The 17776-nt window shown below is 57.6% G+C and carries 18 protein-coding genes; 11 read left to right on the top strand and 7 right to left on the bottom strand.

Features of this window, described 5'->3' with window-relative positions; genetic code table 11:
* Together ACM6G4_RS19715 and ACM6G4_RS19710 are read right to left on the bottom strand one after the other, a co-directional pair.
* Entirely contained in the window at positions 1-429 is a 429-nt protein-coding gene (locus ACM6G4_RS19715; protein ID WP_056724647.1) for a DUF1294 domain-containing protein, read from the bottom strand.
* A complete protein-coding gene (locus ACM6G4_RS19710; protein WP_223540948.1) occupies positions 426-1256 on the bottom strand; it encodes an undecaprenyl-diphosphate phosphatase in 831 nt (276 codons plus the stop codon). Before ACM6G4_RS19710 ends, ACM6G4_RS19715 begins: the two co-directional genes overlap by 4 nt.
* A 296-nt stretch (positions 1257-1552) precedes the next feature.
* On the opposite strand from ACM6G4_RS19710, the gene pnuC reads away from it, so the two are divergent.
* The 8 genes from pnuC (at position 1553) to ACM6G4_RS19670 (ending at position 7791) form a co-directional block, all read left to right on the top strand.
* On the top strand, positions 1553-2116 hold the full coding sequence (pnuC, locus tag ACM6G4_RS19705; protein ID WP_414914422.1) for a nicotinamide riboside transporter PnuC: 564 nt from the start codon (positions 1553-1555) through the stop codon (positions 2114-2116).
* On the top strand, positions 2113-2637 hold the full coding sequence (locus tag ACM6G4_RS19700) for an AAA family ATPase (RefSeq protein WP_414914496.1): 525 nt from the start codon (positions 2113-2115) through the stop codon (positions 2635-2637). Before pnuC ends, ACM6G4_RS19700 begins: the two co-directional genes overlap by 4 nt.
* 354 nt (positions 2638-2991) lie before the next feature.
* Positions 2992-3429 (top strand): hypothetical protein, encoded by a 438-nt coding sequence (locus tag ACM6G4_RS19695; protein WP_056724639.1) that lies wholly within the window; start codon positions 2992-2994, stop codon positions 3427-3429.
* Position 3430: 1 nt separating this feature from the next.
* A complete protein-coding gene (locus tag ACM6G4_RS19690) occupies positions 3431-4009 on the top strand; it encodes a hypothetical protein (RefSeq protein ID WP_056724638.1) in 579 nt (192 codons plus the stop codon).
* A gap of 64 nt (positions 4010-4073) precedes the next feature.
* Positions 4074-4925, top strand: a complete 852-nt coding sequence (locus ACM6G4_RS19685; RefSeq protein ID WP_056724635.1) for a hypothetical protein — start codon at positions 4074-4076, stop codon at positions 4923-4925.
* Positions 4926-4986: 61 nt separating this feature from the next.
* Positions 4987-5667, top strand: coding sequence for a C39 family peptidase (locus ACM6G4_RS19680; RefSeq protein ID WP_056724633.1), 681 nt, complete (start codon positions 4987-4989; stop codon positions 5665-5667).
* A gap of 26 nt (positions 5668-5693) precedes the next feature.
* On the top strand, positions 5694-6455 hold the full coding sequence (locus ACM6G4_RS19675) for a hypothetical protein (protein ID WP_414914421.1): 762 nt from the start codon (positions 5694-5696) through the stop codon (positions 6453-6455).
* A gap of 46 nt (positions 6456-6501) precedes the next feature.
* Entirely contained in the window at positions 6502-7791 is a 1290-nt protein-coding gene (locus ACM6G4_RS19670) for a hypothetical protein (protein ID WP_414914420.1), read from the top strand.
* Between the two features lie 55 nt (positions 7792-7846).
* Here ACM6G4_RS19670 and ACM6G4_RS19665 read toward each other — a convergent pair whose 3' ends face one another.
* Positions 7847-9172: a sigma-54 dependent transcriptional regulator gene (locus ACM6G4_RS19665; protein WP_056724627.1), complete on the bottom strand. Its 1326-nt coding sequence runs from the start codon at positions 9170-9172 to the stop codon at positions 7847-7849.
* A 342-nt stretch (positions 9173-9514) separates the two neighbouring features.
* Here ACM6G4_RS19665 and ACM6G4_RS19660 point away from each other — a divergent pair, with 342 nt between their 5' ends.
* From ACM6G4_RS19660 to nhaB, 3 genes are all read left to right on the top strand, one after another.
* Positions 9515-9781: a hypothetical protein gene (locus ACM6G4_RS19660; protein ID WP_007970062.1), complete on the top strand. Its 267-nt coding sequence runs from the start codon at positions 9515-9517 to the stop codon at positions 9779-9781.
* A 286-nt stretch (positions 9782-10067) separates the two neighbouring features.
* Positions 10068-11357, top strand: a complete 1290-nt coding sequence (locus ACM6G4_RS19655) for a hypothetical protein (RefSeq protein ID WP_414914419.1) — start codon at positions 10068-10070, stop codon at positions 11355-11357.
* A 78-nt stretch (positions 11358-11435) separates the two neighbouring features.
* On the top strand, positions 11436-12938 hold the full coding sequence (gene nhaB / locus ACM6G4_RS19650; protein WP_414914418.1) for a sodium/proton antiporter NhaB: 1503 nt from the start codon (positions 11436-11438) through the stop codon (positions 12936-12938).
* 223 nt (positions 12939-13161) lie between these two features.
* Here the strand turns inward: nhaB and ACM6G4_RS19645 are convergent, their stop codons facing one another.
* From ACM6G4_RS19645 to ACM6G4_RS19630, 4 genes are read right to left on the bottom strand one after another with little or no spacing between them, the layout of a single operon-like run.
* A complete protein-coding gene (locus tag ACM6G4_RS19645; protein WP_414914417.1) occupies positions 13162-14394 on the bottom strand; it encodes an MFS transporter in 1233 nt (410 codons plus the stop codon).
* Entirely contained in the window at positions 14391-15116 is a 726-nt protein-coding gene (locus ACM6G4_RS19640; RefSeq protein WP_414914416.1) for a 2OG-Fe dioxygenase family protein, read from the bottom strand. The genes ACM6G4_RS19645 and ACM6G4_RS19640 overlap by 4 nt, the downstream gene beginning before the upstream one ends.
* A gap of 4 nt (positions 15117-15120) precedes the next feature.
* Entirely contained in the window at positions 15121-16488 is a 1368-nt protein-coding gene (locus ACM6G4_RS19635; RefSeq protein ID WP_409079046.1) for an acetyl-CoA carboxylase biotin carboxylase subunit family protein, read from the bottom strand.
* Positions 16489-16518: 30 nt separating this feature from the next.
* On the bottom strand, positions 16519-17673 hold the full coding sequence (locus tag ACM6G4_RS19630; protein WP_414914415.1) for a KamA family radical SAM protein: 1155 nt from the start codon (positions 17671-17673) through the stop codon (positions 16519-16521).
* Positions 17674-17776: the final 103 nt, after the last annotated feature.

The raw sequence follows: 17776 nt of genomic DNA, 5'->3' as shown, positions 1-17776 counted from the left end.
TCAGAACAAGGCGAACAGGTGTGCGCCGAGGAACAGGTGGTCGATCCAGAACACCTGGTGCATGAGCACGATGATCCAGAGCACCAACTGGTACGAGACTTTGCGGGTTTTGTGCCGGAACGCTTGCTGGGCCAGCAAGGCACCCGGCCAGCCTCCGGCGAGTTCCAGCGCATGCAGGACATTCTCCGGCGTACGCCATTGCTCGGCGCGGGCCTTGCGCTTGTCGCTCCAGTACAGGAAAAACGTCACGACGCTGACGATGCCGTAGGCCGCCAGGGGAATCAGCGACACCCCGTGCAGCCATGACGACACCGAACCCGACAGCGGCAACGCGCACAGGATTGCAAACACCAGCCACTTCAGCCGTGGATGACGGATATGTCCCCCGGGCTGGCGCCCGGGGTTATTGCGCGAGCTTGAGTCACTCACGGCTTGACCGCGCTCCAGTCGACCCAGCCGAACTGCCAGGTCGCCAGGATGATCAGGCCGAACACAATGCGATACCAGGCAAACGCCGCATAGCTATGGTTGGCGATGAACTTGAGCAGCCCGCGGACCGCGATCATCGCGAAGACGAACGCCGTGACGAAACCGATCGCGAACACCGGGAAATCAGACGGGACAAACAGGTGACGGTATTTATAGCCCGAGTACACCGCCGCGCCGACCATGGTCGGCATCGCCAGGAAGAACGAGAACTCGGTAGCGGTCTTGCGCGACAGGCCGAACAGTAACCCGCCGATGATCGTCGAGCCCGAACGCGAAGTACCCGGAATCATCGCCAGGCATTGGGCGAAGCCGACTTTCAGGGCGTCTTTCCAGGTAATGTCATCCACCGTTTCGGCGTGGACTTCATGCTGGCGGCGCTCGGCCCACAACATGATGAACCCGCCCACGACCAGCGCCGTTGCCACGGTGATCGGATTGAACAGGTATTCGTGGATCAGGTCAGCGAAGATCACGCCCAACACCACGGCCGGCAAGAACGCGATCAACAGGTTCGCGGTAAACCGCCGGGCGCCCGGCTGGGTCGGCAGGCCGATGACCACGTCGAAGATCTTGCGTCGAAACTCCCATACCACAGCCAGGATGGCACCCAGCTGGATAATGATGTTGAACGCCATCGCCCGCTCGCCCCCGAAGCCGAGCATGTCGGCCACGATGATCTGGTGGCCGGTACTGGAAATGGGCAAAAACTCGGTCAGCCCTTCTACAACCCCAAGAATCAATGCCTGAAAGGCGGTCCAAAGATCCATCAATCCCCCAAAAGGCTATGCGCGCCGGCATGCCCCGTTAGTATTTTTCCAAAGCTTGAATTGCGATCAGCGTAGCTGAAGCCCCGCCTGTCAAGGATCACCACAGCACCGTCAAAATCCTGTGAAAAAACAATCCTGGTCAGGGTTTACCCGCGCGGGGCCGAAATCCTATCAGACAAGTCCGCTTGGCGCTGCCGCGTTATCGCGCACCAATGAAGTACACCCGTGCGCCACGGGATTCCCGACGCCAATCCGGTTACAATCGGCCCCCTCTTCGATTTCCCCAAGGAGCCTCCATGTCCGGGCTTGAACTGTTTGCCGCCGCCCTCGGTGTCATTGCCGTCTGGCTGACGGTCAAACAGAACCCCTGGTGCTGGCCCATCGGTCTGGTCATGGTGCTGCTCTATAGCTGGATCTTTTTTGAGGTGAAGCTGTATTCGGACATGCTGCTGCAAGTCATCTATGCCGCCTTGCAGCTTTACGGCTGGTGGCAGTGGACGCGGGCTGGCGAAACGACCCATGGCCGCGAAGTCAGTTGGCTCAACTCACGCGCCGTGGCGTTGAGCCTGGCCATCGGCGCACTCGGCAGCCTGTTACTGGGGGCGGCCATGGCCCACTGGACCGACGCTGCACAACCCTGGCTCGATGCGGCGCTGACCGGATTCAGCCTGGTGGCGCAGGTCTGGATGGCGCAAAAACGTGTCCAGTGCTGGCCGCTATGGATAGCCCTGGATGTGATTTTCGTCGGGCTGTTCATCTATAAGGACCTGTACCTGACCGCCACCCTGTACGGGCTGTTCGCCGTTATCGCCGTGCAGGGCTGGCGCCAATGGCGCGCCGATCCGGCATTGCGCGCATGAAAGTGCTGGTACTCACAGGCCCGGAATCCAGCGGTAAAAGCTGGTTGGCGGCCGAATTGCAACAGCGTTTCGGCGGGGTACTGGTCGACGAGTATGTGCGTTGGTTCATCGAGCAGAATCCGCGGGACACCACCTTGGCCGACATTCCGGACATCGCCCGCGGTCAATTGGCGTGGGAGGACGAAGCACGGGCGCAACAACCGTCTTTGCTCATCCTCGACACGCACCTGCTGAGCAATGTCCTCTGGAGCCAAACCCTGTTTGGCGACTGCCCCCCCTGGATCGAGCAAGCGCTATTGGCCCGGCATTACGACTTGCACTTGCTGCTGTCGCCGGAACACGTCGAATGGACGGATGACGGCCAGCGTTGCCAGCCCCGATTGAGTGAGCGCCAGGCATTTTTCGAGCAGACCCTGGCCTGGCTGGAGCGCCACGCACAACCGGTTCAAGTACTGCGCGGAGATTGGGCCGAACGCCGATCCCTGGCACTGCACGCCGTGACCCGATTGCTCGACGCCTGAGTGGCGTCCGGGGTAATTCCCCCACCATCCCCCCTGCTCCGAGGGAAAGTGTCCGGTCCTGAAACACTCTCCTTGCCTCAAACCGCCCATTTCAGCGCCCCTCGTCGTTTGATCATCGGATTTGTCAAGCCGGTGATACAACGCCCCTGAAACCCTTGCTTTAGAACGGTTTACCCGCAATTAAGGGCTACCTGCGCAGGGTTTCGTCTCATCTTTGAAACATTCTTGGCGAAAGCTATCCGGACAATATCCATAAGCCATTGAATCAACGAGATAATCAAAAACCGGCACAGCTTTCGCTCTTACCTTCATAAAGCCGACCAGAGCCAGCCTGCATGAGAAGGTAAGAATGTCGTGTGGATATTCGATAAAAGAGTCTTGGCGTGCCTGCTGCTGATCGCGAGCGCTGCAGGCACGCTTTTCAGTTTTGACGTTCTAGCCGAAGGCAACGGCGTCATCGTGCTTGACCGCACCATTCACCCAACCCCTATCGGTCGCAGCGGCGGCAGAGATCCGAACCCCAACACCCTCAATGCCAACCCATCGGCCCGCGTCACCGGCGAACTCAGCGACGCGGACATTGCCGGGGTCTCCACCGGAACAGCCCTTCGCCACAGCAACGGACAAAGCCTGGGTGGCCTGCAAGGGCTCAACGCCGTTACCAACCCCAATGGTATGCCCGGCATGTCTGTCGGCCACGGCGGTGGCAGTGGCAGCGCGATTTCCGGAACCGTCAACCGCGCCATGAGCAGCGGCCTCGGCTCACTGGGCAGAATGGCGGGAGGCCAATGAGATGAGTCGGTCCCTGCTTTTACTTGCCCTGTTCGGCTGCACCGGCGTGATGGCCGATCCGGGCGTCAGTTCGGTGAACAACGCCACCCTCCAGGATTCTGCTACTCAATACCGCGGCAACTTCAACGTCAACCAGGCGGCTGGCGATCAGCAGCAGCAAACCAACGTCCGCGCGATCGCCATTGGTACGAATGCCGGTGCAACCACCAGCGTCCGGCAGACAATCACCACGCCCGCCAATCCGTCGATGGATGCGACGGCCACTATTGGCGGACCCTCCTTCAGTAATGGCAACGGCGTACTGGGTGTCAACCAGGGTGCCGGGGCGAACAACCAGATGGCCAATGCCATGCGCATCAGCATCAGCGCTGCACCGCAAGCCATCGACGATAGTGCCCTTTCTCAACAGAACGTGGCGTTGTTACCGAACTCGGGAGCAACTGGCGCCCCAAACGGCAGTCGCCAGGTCGTGACAAGCGACCAGGCCTTCACCGGCAGCCGCGGAGTGATCCAGGTGAACCAGAGTGCCGGGGTGGGGAACCGAATGGCTAACACCTTGAGCATCCGGGTCGCTGACTGACCCCGATACAGTGCGATTAAGGACGAACCAACACTTGACCAACTAATGAGCACGGAGAAACACCATGAACCCGACAACTGCTCTCAAACCTCTGGCTTTCGCTCTGGCGGCAGTGATGGCATTCGCAGCACAAGCAGGCGGTCTTGATGATGATCAAGGCAACGGCCAGAGCAATGCGCATGGCAACAACCACCAGCCCAAAGGCCCGACGCTGGAACAGATTCTGCAGATTACAGCAGGCGCCGGGGCCGTCGTGATGGACTCGCAGGAAAGCAGTGACAGCAGCGTATTGAACCGGGACACCAGGAACGACGCCAAAATCGATAACTCCCTGAACAACTCCAACGGCAACATGGGCGCCAACGTTGCAGCCGGTAACGGCAACCAGCAAGACAACGCCGCCGCCCTTGCCACAGCTGACGAAAGCTTCATCTTCGGCACCGCGGTCGCCGTCTCCAGTGCGACTCAGAAGAGCGCCGGCAACGCCGCCAGGAACCACTCCAACACCAACAACACAACGCTCAACAACGCAGGTAACAGCGGTTCCGGCAACATCGGCATCAACGTGACCACCGGCGACTTCAACCAACAGAAAAACAACCTGGCGATTGCCGTTGCGGGCGGTCGTGTAGCGCAAGCGGCGGCGGCGGCCAACCAAAGCACGTCCGGGCTGAACGTCACCAACAACGGCAACACGACTGATTTCGTAGCCGTGGGTGTATTCGGTCTGGCGGGCGTAACCACTCAACAAGTGATGACGCCCGAGGGCTGGAAACCCCCGGTAACCAACAACGCTTCGATAACGGGCTCGATGAACAACTTCTCCGGCAACGGCGGAGCGAACGTATCGTCTGGCGTGGGCAACCAGCAAAACAACTCGCTGTCCATCTCCGCGGGCTGCAAGTCCTGTCTGTAATCGCGATTGCAATGAAAGCCCCGGCGACGGGGCTTTCCCACAGTCCCAAGGCGTATCGATCATGCGTAAGACTGTCCTTTTCGCCCTGCTCTGCCTGTCTGGCCTGACCCAGGCTGCACAGATGCCGGTTGCCGCCCTGCCGGGTGGCGTGCTGGTGTACAAGCACGTACAGAGTTTGCGCGAGCGCAAGTTCAGCGACATCGTCGAACAGAAAACCGATTTCAGCTGCGGCGCCGCCGCGCTGGCAACGATACTGCGCCAGGCCTATTGGCTCGACGTCGATGAGGAGCACATCATCAAAGGCATGCTGGTCACCGCAGACCAGGACCTTGTGCGTACCCAGGGTTTTTCCATGCTGGACATGAAGCGCTACATAGAACGCATCGGCATGCGCGCCCGGGGCTACAGGATCCCGCCGGAAAGACTCGAAGCCGTGACGATTCCAGTGGTGGTGTTGATGGAAATTCGCGGCTACAAGCACTTCGTGGTGTTGCAGCGGGCGGACAAGAGCTGGGTCTATATCGGCGACCCGGTACTCGGTCACAAACGCTACTCCCATGATGACTTTGTCAAAGGCTGGAATGGCATTATCTTCGCCATCGTCGGCCCTGGTTACGACAAGACCAATGCCTTACGCAGCCCACCGGAACCGCTGACAGCCAAGAACAAGATGGATAACTTCAACCCGGTCAAAGATGCCGAATTGATGGATTTTGGTTTCATACAGAGCGACTTCTTTTAAGCGCCAATAAGATGATAGGGAGCAGGATGCTCCGGGAGCAGCAAATGAAAACCTCGTATTGGGTGGTCGCAGCCTGTCTGGCAGCGAACACTTCAGGTTTTGCTGATGAGTTCAGACCCATCGAAATCAAGGACCAGGAACTGGCCGAGTTGCGTGGCCGGTATGTGATGCCGGGGCGGGTCATCAGCTTCGGTGTCGTCATGAGCAGTACCTGGCGCAATGCCAGTGGTGACCTGATCGGAGCCTCTACCTCGATGCAGCTTCAAGCCGCAACGGTCAAACCCCAGTTCTATGTTTCAACCATCAAGCAGTCCGGTCATGGCGGTTCGCCCAAATCGGGTAGCGGCCACGTGACGGGGGGCGCTGCGCTGAATACTTCCCGGGGCATTACCCAGGTCACAAGGGCAGCAGGCGATGGCAACAGCTCAAACAACAACATCGCCATCAACGTCAAGGAGGCCAGCACGGCCCCTGCACTGGTGCCGAGCCAGGGCCAGGCGCTGATAGCCGGTCAAACCATCACCGGCAGCAATGCCGCAGGCAGTGTCGTGGTATCCGCGACCAGTGGTGGCGTTCAGATGGCCATTACCGCCAACAACAATCAGGGTACAAGCGTGCAACAAGTCGCCCAAGGCGGGTTGCTGCAAAACACCCGGTTACTGGGCAGCAGCAATATGGTCGACAACATGACCCAGCTCAACGTAGTGCTTAACAATAATGGCCCGAGTGCGGGTGCACTGGACTGCAACCTCAATCAACTCGCTGCATTACGGACCATGGGCTATTGAACTACGCTGAGTCTGGACCATTAGGCACAAATGGACGGCTTATTCCATGTACCGATCAGTATCACTGCTAGCAGTTGCATGCTTGAGTGCTCTACTCCCGGCGGCGATGTTGCAGGCAGCACCTGACCCGGAACTGGAGGCTCTTAAACAAGAGCTCCTGGAGTTGAAGCAACGATACGAAGTACAGCAAAAAGCCCTGGCGGTTCTCGAACAACGGGTCCGCCAGGTCGAAGAGCAGCCCGCTTCGCCCCCACCCAAACGCCTGGCCAAGTCGCCAGCGGACCTCAAGGGCAATCCAGGAATCGGCACCGCCTCGGGGGGCGTCGCCGGGGGCAGCGGCAGCTCTTATGGACAATCGCTGGCCAATGACTCACAACCGGCACAAAGTGTTTCGAACCTGTATGACGAAGCCAGCGGGTTCTTCGGCGGTGGCAAGTTCAGCGTCGAAACGGGGATAACCTACTCCCGATACGATACTCGCCAACTGGTCCTCAACGGTTTTCTCGCCCTGGACTCGATCTTCCTGGGCGCCATCAACCTGGACCGGATCAAGGCCGACACCTGGACGCTTGACCTCACCGGCCGTTACAACTTCAACAATCGCTGGCAGTTCGACCTGAACGTGCCGGTGGTCTACCGTGAGTCCACGTATCAGTCCGGTGGCGGCAATAGCGGCTCCGCAAACGTCACGACCGAAGATACCGTCAAGCAAGACCCGACCATAGGTGATGTCAACTTCGGTATCGCCTACAAATTCCTCGACGAATCGGCCAACACCCCGGATGCCGTGATGACCTTGCGCGTCAAGGCGCCTACCGGGAAAGACCCGTTCGGCATCAAGCTGGTTCGGGTGGCCGATAACTCAAACCTGGCCGTGCCTGAATCCTTGCCTACCGGTAATGGCGTCTGGTCGATCACGCCAGGGATCTCGCTGGTCAAGACGTTCGATCCGGCAGTGTTGTTCGGCAGCCTGTCCTACACCTACAACCTGGAAGAGTCTTTCGACGACATCAGCTCCAACCCGGCGCTCAAGACACCGGGCAAAGTTCGCATTGGCGACAGCTTCCAGATTGGCGCCGGTATTGCGTTCGCCTTGAACGAAAAGATGAGCATGTCGTTCTCGGTCTCTGACCTGGTGCAACGCAAAAGCAAGCTCAAGGAAGATGGCGGGGATTGGCAGTCGGTGGTCTCCAGCGATGCCAACGCCGGTTACTTCAACATCGGCATGACCATTGCGGCCACCGACAACCTGACCATCGTGCCCAACCTGTCCATCGGCATGACGGACGATGCCCCGGACTTCCAGTTCAGCCTGAAACTCCCTTACTACTTCTGACCCGAACAAAAAAAACCGCTGCAATTGCAACGGGTTTTGGGTTTACCACCGGGATTCAGCGAATCTGGTGCTTGTGCAACAACCGGTAGAAGGTCGGACGCGACACACCCAGTACTTTGGCCGCGACACTCAGATTATCGCTGTGGCGATTCAATACATCGCACAACGCCTGGCGTTCGGCCCGGGACTTGTATTCTTCGAGGGTACCCATCGGTGCGGCGATTGCATGCTGACTGATCAATCCCAGATCTCGGGCCTCAATCTGGCGGCCTTCGGCCAACACCAGGCCGCGACGGACGCGGTTGGCCAGTTCGCGAACATTGCCTGGCCAGTCGTGCTTGCCCATGGCAATCAACGCGTCGTCGCTGAAACTGCGTGGGCGGCGCCCGGTTTCATGGCTGTAGAAATGGGAAAAGTGGTTGGCCAGCACCGCCAGGTCGCCATGGCGCTCGCGCAGCGGAACAGTCGCCACTTGCAGTACGTTCAAGCGGTAGTACAAGTCTTCGCGAAAGCGTTTTTTCTCGATGGCGGCTTCAAGGTCGACGTTCGTCGCCGCCAGAACCCGCACATCCACAGGAATCGGCTGACTGCCGCCGACCCGCTCGATATGTTTTTCCTGGAGGAACCGCAACAGGTTGGCCTGCAACTCCAGCGGCAGGTCACCGATCTCGTCGAGAAACAGAGTGCCACCGTTGGCGGCTTCTATCCGTCCGACCTTGCGTTGGTGCGCGCCGGTAAATGCGCCTTTCTCATGGCCAAACAGCTCGGACTGGATCAAGTGTTCGGGGATCGCCCCACAATTGATCGCGATAAAGGGTTTGCTGTGACGTTGGGACAGACGATGCAGAGTTCGTGCGACCAGTTCCTTGCCCGTGCCGCTTTCACCGCGAATCAACACCGGAGATTCGGTCGGAGCCAGTTTACTCAACAGTTTTCGCAGTTCACGGACAGGTTTGCTGTCGCCCAGCAATTCGTGCTCGGGCTGGTCAACATGGACAGTACCCTGCCCACGCAACCGCGCCATGCCAAACGCCCGGCCCAGCGTTACCTGAACCCGGGACACATCGAACGGCAAGGTATGAAAGTCAAAAAACCACTCACAGACGAAGTCGCCGACATTTTGCAGTCGCAGTACTTCCTGGTTGAGTACGGCTATCCACTCGGTACCGCTGCGGCTGATCAACGCCTTGACAGCCTCCGGGTGCTCAAGGTGAAAAGGCTGCAAGCGCAGCAAGCCCACGTCGCAGGTTCGGTCAGCGGCGTTCTCCAGCGTGCAGCTGTCAACGTCCCAACCGATATCGCGCAACCCAGGAATCAGGCGATAGCAATCGTCACAGGGGTCCACCACTAGCAAACGTCGTAAGGCAGGCGCATCGCTCATGACTGTTCCTTGGCGCCAAATTTGCGAAAATTTATTAAAAACAGTCATTTGGCAGACCTGACTGTAACATTAGCAAGAATTTGACAGGGCCTTGTACTGTTTGACTATAGGAGGGTCATAAAACCAGTTATAAGTTGCGATTATGTTAGTCACCTAACGACTCTTTCCTTTCATTCAGCTTTCAATGTCAGGCTCATTCTTGATTATGTGAAATAAAGTGGAAAAATCTTTTGATTGTGTGTGACCCAAACCCCGGTTGCGGGCATCAGTACAAGTAACCAGCTGAACGGTAAGCCCAACCGTCGGCCTGTCACTTGATTGGGCATAGAGAGAGAAGACCCTATGAACGCCCCGCTCCGTATCAACGAAGCACTTCTGATTGCCGACCGCGCATTCAAACCTTTCAAGTGCGTGGCCTGGGCCCCACAAGACGGTAACGGTGAACTCAGCCTGACCGTTATCGACCGCACCAGCACCAGCATTGGCCGCAAGCAGATCCCAAGCAGCGCCTATTCCGATCCTGCGCAACTCGAACTACTGCTGGAACAGGCTCGCGCCGAATTGAGCGAGGAAGGTTACACACTGCAGTCGTGGTCGATGCCGCACTGATCGTTTTGCGGATTACTCCGGAGTAATCCGCGCCCTTTTCCTGTCTTTGGTTCGCAGGTCTTTTTTGCCACGCACACTACTTGACACTGTTTAATTCGAACTTCGCTTGCGCCTGATACATTGCAGGCTCGCCATTGGTTCGAAAAGACACTGTTGTGGCACACAGCGACCCTCCGTCTGTTAGTTCTTACCGTTGTGCATCCCTTCATTCAGGGATTGAATATTCTCCTTATAAGGTCGCCACCCAAACTTCTGGATCATGACGACTCGCAAGGAGATGCGGTGCATGTCAAGCCACTCCGCTTTTGCCTACCCCGCCACCCGAAACACCGCCGGGGCCCTCGACACGTCGTTTGCCGCCAACGGCAAAACCCAGGTCTATTTCGCCGACAGCCTTTTCAGCCTGGCCAATGGCATTGCGATAGATGCCCAAGGTCGCTTGCTGGTGGCCGCAAAAGTCGGCATGGCCGATGGTATCCGCTTTGGCCTGGCCCGCTTGCTCGCGGATGGTTGCGCAGACCTGACGTTCGGCAAACAAGGCAGTGTCATCGGGCAATTCGAACCGGGGTTCGAAGCCATGGCCACCAAGGTCCTGATCCTGCCCGACGGCAATATCCTGCTGGCCGGCCTGCAATACGAAAACGCACACCGCACGCTCCCGGCCCTGGCATTACTGGATCAGGATGGTCGCCTGGTGCAAGGCTTTGGCGATAATGGCCGCTGTGTCGTGCGATTGCCTGGCGATCTGTCCCTGGGGATGCGCGATAAATGGCTGCCTCCCGGTGTGCCGGGCGCAGAAGCCTGCGATGTGGCCGTACAGCAAGACGGCCGGATCCTGATCCTGGCCAACCATCACTTCGAACTGGCCGATCACGTCGGTATGTTGATACGACTGGATGTCGAAGGCTCGCTGGACTGTTCGTTCAATGGCCGCGGCTTCGTGATGGTCAGACACCTGCTGATGAATACCTGGCTCGGTAGCCTGACGATACAACGCGATGGCCGAATCCTGGTCGGAGGATCGATCAATTTCCCCGAGGAAGGCTTGCTGGCCCGCTATCACCCGGACGGACGCCTCGACGACCGTTTTGCCGTGGATGGATTCATGACCTTCAAGGCGCAAGGGCGTGGCGCCCGGGTCAGCCGGGTGATCCAGCAAAACGAGGGCGAAATCCTGTGTTTTGGCTGCAGTCGCGAGCCGATGCACTGCCTGACATTTAAAATGCACAGCAACGGACGACCCGACAGTCATTGCAATGGAGGACACCCGCAGCGGCGGGAAATCGGTTACAGCGGATGCCAGTGGACCGCCGCGCAGTTACAGCCTGATGGCAGTGTGCTCACGGCGGGCGCTACCATCGGCGGTGTCGAAGCAGACTTCATTCTCGGGCGATGCCTGCCCAACGGCCTTCCCGATCGCCGTTTTGGCAAAGGCAGCGGCTATACGCGTACCCGCCTCGGCCCCAGCCTGGATACCGCCACCTGTGTCGCCGCGCAAGCCGATGGCAACATCGTCGTGGGAGGCTATTCGCTGCACGGAAACTACAAGGCGATCATCGCTCGATTCCAGGGATAACCACCGGCATTTTTCCTTCGCTTGATCTTCTGGCGCGCTTGCGGCAAGTTGCGCGCTTCTCAAGACAAGGAGCAGCCGATGTCCGGTTCAATGGCCCAGGCGTTCGCGCACAACTTTCTCGGGCACTCGCCCCGTTGGTACAAGGCCTGCATCGTCGGCTTTCTGATTCTCAATGCCCTGGTGCTGTGGACCGCAGGCCCGGTGGCTGCAGGCTGGCTGATGGTGCTGGAGTTCATCTTCACCCTGGCCATGGCGCTCAAATGCTATCCGCTGATGCCCGGCGGCCTGCTGATGATTGAAGCCCTGCTGCTGAAGATGACCACGCCCCAGGCGCTGTATGACGAGTTGCTGCACAACTTCCCGGTGATCCTGCTGCTGATGTTCATGGTGGCCGGTATCTATTTCATGAAGGACCTGTTGCTGTACCTGTTCTCGCGCCTGCTGCTCGGGGTCCGCTCCAAGGCCCTGCTGGCCCTGATGTTCTGCTTTCTGTCGGCCTTTCTGTCGGCGTTCCTCGATGCCTTGACCGTGACCGCCGTGATCATCAGTGCCGCCGTAGGCTTTTACTCGGTGTATCACCGCGTCGCCTCGGGTAACGATCCGCGCCAGGACAGCGAGTTCAGCGACGACCAACATCTGCCGACCCTGCATCAGGGCGATCTGGAACAGTTCCGTGCCTTCCTGCGTAGCCTGCTGATGCACGGCGCCGTCGGCACCGCGCTGGGCGGTGTCTGTACGCTGGTCGGCGAACCGCAGAACCTGCTGATTGGCCATGAAATGGGCTGGCACTTCGCCGAGTTCTTTACCCGGGTTGCGCCGGTATCACTGCCGGTACTGGTTGCCGGGCTGACAACCTGCGTCCTGCTGGAAAAGCTGCGCTGGTTCGGATACGGCACGCTGCTGCCGGATAACGTCCGTGCGGTGCTGGCCAACTACGCCGCCGAAGACAATGCCGAGCGCACCACGCGCCAACGCGCAGCGCTTCTGGTGCAAGGCTTTGCCGCATTGATTCTGATTGCCGGGCTGGCGTTCCACATTGCCGAAGTGGGTTTGATCGGCTTGATGGTGATCGTGTTGATCACCGCCTTTACCGGCATCACCGACGAGCACCGCCTGGGCACAGCGTTCAAGGACGCCATGCCGTTCACCTCATTGCTGGTGGTGTTTTTCGCCGTGGTCGCGGTGATCCACGACCAGCAACTGTTCGCCCCGCTGATCCACTGGGTGCTGACGCTGCCGGCAGACCAGCAACCGGGCATGCTGTTCATCGCCAACGGCCTGCTGTCCGCCATCAGCGACAACGTGTTCGTGGCAACCATCTACATCACCGAAGTGAAGCGCGCGTTCATGGCGGGCGAGATGACCCGCGAACATTTCGAAACCCTGGCCATCGCGATCAATACCGGCACCAACCTGCCGAGCGTGGCGACGCCCAACGGCCAGGCAGCGTTCCTGTTCCTGCTGACCTCGGCGATTGCCCCGCTGGTGCGCCTGTCCTATGGGCGAATGGTCTGGATGGCGTTGCCGTACACCGTGGTGATGGGCTTGCTCGGGTGGTATGCGGTGAGTTACTGGCTGTAACCCCGGAACGAACTTTGGGAGGAAGGTGCTCGTGGCCGCGGAAGACGAGGGAGCGATTCCTCACTAGTAAATGCTCGATCTAACACCCTAATGGTTTTCCGCTCGGGGTACCATTCACCCCAACTAGAACTGATCCCAGAGAGCAAATCATTTATACAATGCCTGGCTCTCTGAGGTGTGCCGCCAGTTGGGCCACCCACTAAATACATCCCCTTCGTTGAACTCAATATTTCCTCCATGCGCCAACGTCGATCGGCAGTTTTTTCATCCATAGCCCCATGACGACCAGTGCGGTTAAAGGTAAGCCATGGAATAAAACAATCACTTGGGCCGGGGTCCACGCCAAATAGAATGGTCCTACCACCAGCATCCCCACTCCGAAGCCGGCCATCTGAATCAGTGTCAATAAACTGAACAGCGGCAGACGCAAGCTATCGGGCTCACCTTGCGCGCGGGAGATCAAGGCCACCTCAGATAAACCATCCCCTATGCCGGCCCACACGACCAACACCAGTGCCAGCCACAACTCGGTTTGTTGAAAGGTCAGAATAAAGCCGCTGGACATCAGCGCCACACCTATCATGAATAAGAGTTCCATGCTTTGCGTGCGACGGTCTTTCAAAACCGCACTGGCCAGGCGCGCACCGACGAACTTGCCACAGGCCCAGACCGCCAGCAGATAACCCATCACCGTTTTTGCCGTGTCCGGCGAAATGTACTGGGACAGCACAGGCCAACCGACGTTATGGGCAGCGCTACCGAGGGTATCGAGCATGCTGATCAGCAACATGGCGGCCAGCACTGGCGCGCCGCGCAGTCCTTTCCTCAGTTCGTGCCACTCAGCAGAGAGCCCCCGATGCGCAACAATGGCTACTGAATACAACGCGCGCAACGGCAGGATCAGACTGGCGGCCACGACATAGGTGCCGATGTTGACGGTAAACACCGCTTCAAATCCCCCTGTTGCGATCAGCAACCCTGACAGCAAACTGCCAAAGACCGCACCGGTGGCTGCGGCAGAGGTGATCCACGCATTGGTACTCACCCGCTGTTCAAGCGCTACCCAGGTGGGTAACTGACTGTTAAGGCCAATGGCAAACAGCGAATTGCACACGCCGATCCCAAAAGCGATGAAGGGTAGGATGCTCAGCTGATGTGTCGGTATCAGCACTAGCAGGGGCATCAATAATAGCGCCCTGGCCAAATCCAGCCCGGCCAACGCGCCACGCCCCGCAAAGCGCCGGAAAAACGAAATGCCAAACGCGCTGGCGACAATCCCGCCGATGACGCGGCACGCCAGGAAGATACTGACGAACACCACGCTTTCGCTGAGCCAGTAAACGTAGGTGGACAGCGCCACCATGTTGAGGAACGCGCCAAAGTCCGAAACGCCTCTGGCAAAGATGATCAGGTGCGCGTTTCGGGTCGAGCGCGCCAACTGCGGATCGTGGCTCATGAAAGCTGCGCCTCTACGTCAGGTGGCAGGCTGCGAAGGCTCACCAGCAACAAATCGCGCCAGGCCGGCGCCGAATCGGCCTGCGGGCGCACATCGCTGGCCCGGTGGTAAATCCTACGGTCGTTGATCACGATGGTTTCGAGAAATTGCTCCATCGCCAGGTTCAATACCCGACTTTGCTCCGTTTCACTGGCAAAGACCTCCGAGACCACCGGCACTGTATTGCACTCGCCAATGAAGTGCATAAATACCCAGTCCAAGCCATCCTGGTGAATCCCCGAGGTGGTCGGACTGCTGGAATGCGCATCAGCCCTGACCCGAAACTGGTGGATATCAATCGTATAAGTCTGCTTTCCGAGGTGCGGGCCGATCACCGCAAGGTCCGTGGCCAGTAGTTTCTGCATGAGCGAATGCCTGATAAAGCCATCCTCGCAATAGCTCAAGTGATTCACGCCCTTGCGATACTTGATGGCATAGGTCACGGATGATTTGAACTCCGCATTCCTGTCGAGCCGCAGCTGCCGCGAAGGCAACAAACGATAGCGCAGGATGCGGCGTTTACGGTGGGTGTACTCCATGAACGCCTCGTCTTGCACCAGGTTTGACCAGTACGCTCGAAAGCTCTCCTCTTCACCCGGCTCAATCGGGATCAACTCCCGAAAGTCCCGGACGTGGCAGTAGTGATGCTCGCGCAAATGCGCCGAAATCCGTGAGATGCCCATAACGCTATCCTGCAACCGGGTTATCGAGGATGACACGCAGGTTTTGCCTGATCGCATCATGCAGGGCATGGGCGTGTTCGGCATCGTCGACCTTGGTCCAGCACTTGAGCAAGTAGTGCTCTTCGATATCCGCATCGATATAGCTACCGGCTTCCTGCTGGGCATATTCCAGCACACACTCGTTATCATCCAGGTAGTGCATGCCTTCAATGCCCTTGAAATAGCCGCTGTGTTCCGGATAGATCGCCAACATCGAGTAGCTTTGCCCTGCGTCGGCGATCTTTTGCGCTCCAGCATCGAGCTGGGCGTTTATCCCCGGCCCGCCCAGCAGCAACGAGATATACAACTGATAAGGATTGATGGCGGCCAGATCACGGAAGGCTGCGTTGACGTAGAGACCACCCAAACGCGGGTTGATCTCAATGACCACAGGCCCCTCATCGGTCATCCGAAACTCGAAATGCACCACTGCATTGGTCAGGCCAACCGCGCGCAGGCAATCCACGGCGTATTGGCGAATCTGCTCACACTGGTCCTCAGTAAAGGACGTCGGTGGCGAAATCAGCAGGTTTTCGAGTACGGTGCCATTGCGCTCTGTCAGCATCAATTTTTCGTTGATCAGCAGCGGATGGATCAACTTGCCGACAATCGCACATTCCACACTACCTTCAATGCCTGAGATATAGCCCTCCAGCAGCATGCTGCGCCCTGGAATATTCTCGTGCTGCCGCCCGTTTTCGTCAGGTAGGGTGTGCGCGCAGCCATAGAAATCCGAGCAAGCGGCAGTGCCGTGATTACTGAGAAAATGCGCGTAATGGCTGTGCAACTCTTCCCAGCTGGAACACTTCTTGATAAACACAGAAGCACCGCCAAAGGGGGGTTTGGCAATGAGCGGATAACCTACTCGATCGGCACCCTCCTTGAGGGCTTGTTCATTATTGCAAAGTGCGAACGGCACGGAGCGAAGCTCATGCTTATCCAGTACTCGACGCATCAGGAACTTGTTATTGCAGGCGGCAATGGCCTCAGGGCAGCTGTAAACCAGGCCGAGCCGCTTACAGGCCCGTGCAACAATACAACCCACCTCCCCTTGAGCAGACGGATGCCCTGCGTGGCAGAAAATCGCGCGAATGTTGTACTGCCCATCAAGTTGGCCAACCAGTTTCAAAATTGATACTTCGCTTAACGTATCAAGCAGGAAAACTTCATCACTATCATCCCGAAGTCGTTGCAGGTGATGACGCCCCAACACACCCGCCGTCAAACAAAGTAAACCTTGTTCGCGGGCAGCCGCAAAGTGCGGCTCACGATAACTATAGCGAACAGAAGTACTGTCATCGACATCAATAAAAATAATTGCATCTCGTTTCATGATGGATACTACCTGATTCGGTAAATGGATTCACGCGTCGTGCCAACTGCACCATTGACCTTCCCAGTTACGAAAACGGTAATGGCGCTGCCCATCGCGAACTTCAAAATGCGGTAAATTTTCAGGTTTTTCAAAATCCAACAAGGGCACGGTGAACTTGCCTTGTGCGTGCGGCAGAACATATTCGGGCATGGCAATGTTGGACACACGCCGTTTCAGGCGGTCCATAATAGCGATGACCTGACTGATTGAGGCCTTGTATTCCGATGCACCCGGTGAGAACGGCATGAAGTGGTACAAGTAATATGGTTTTACACCCATGCGATAAAGATCGATGAACAGTTTATGTAATGTTTTTTCATCGTCGTTCACGCCACGCAACAATGGCATGTTAGAGAAGACAATCGGCACCACACTCTGAATGCGTTTAATCGCGGCGGCAAAGTCGGCACTCAGTTCAAGCGGGTGGCATACATGCACACCAAAGGCGTTGACGTTGTACTTCTCCAGCATTGCGACCAGTTCATCGGTGATGCGAAACGGGTTAAAGCTTGGGGCTCGCGAATGAATACGGATAAGCAGGTCGTTGCTGATTGAGCGCAGCGTCGCCAGGTTCTCTTCCAGCCTGCGGTCAGCCAACATCAAGGGATCGCCACCGCTGAGAATCACCTCTTCGATGGCAGGGTTGTCGCGCACGTACTCCACCGACTCCAGGAATGAGTTGGTATTGGCATTGGCCTTCTCGGTGTCGACCTGCAAGGTACGCAAGGCTTCAAAGCAGAACTGGCAATACGCATTGCAGGTATTAGTCATCCGCAAGATGACGCGATTATCGTACTTGTGTTGGCAGATAGGAGTCTTCATCTCATGATGCAACTCCCAATTCTCCGAAGTGCCGTCGTAGTCACCCGGCACATGTTCATTCCAGTAGGGCACCACCTGTTTCCACAGTGGATGTTCCGTCACCGGGCCGCTATCGAGCGAGCGCATGATCAGATCAATATAGTAGGGTGTAATTTGCATCTTACGGTCTTGCAAGTTTCGCTCAATATGAGCGGTGATATCTTCACTCCAGCCGCCGCATGCCACGCGAAGTGCAAGTTCATCACGCACGGCATTCTTCTGCTGCCAGCGCCAGTCTTTCCACTGGCCCGCACCATGAATATTTCGTTCGAAGATCGACATCTATTCAGCGCCTCTGTTAATCATGCACGAGATAACAATGAGGCTAACAAAAATTACTTGCGACGCAGGTGAACATCTATTTCTGAGTGCTACGTAGCCGACG

The sequence above is a fragment of the Pseudomonas sp. IT-P258 genome (genome assembly GCF_949767825.1).
GTDB classification, from domain to species: Bacteria; Pseudomonadota; Gammaproteobacteria; order Pseudomonadales; family Pseudomonadaceae; genus Aquipseudomonas; species Aquipseudomonas monachiensis.
The sequence above is the reverse complement of the archived record's forward strand: the minus strand, read 5'-3'. Positions and strand labels throughout refer to the sequence as shown.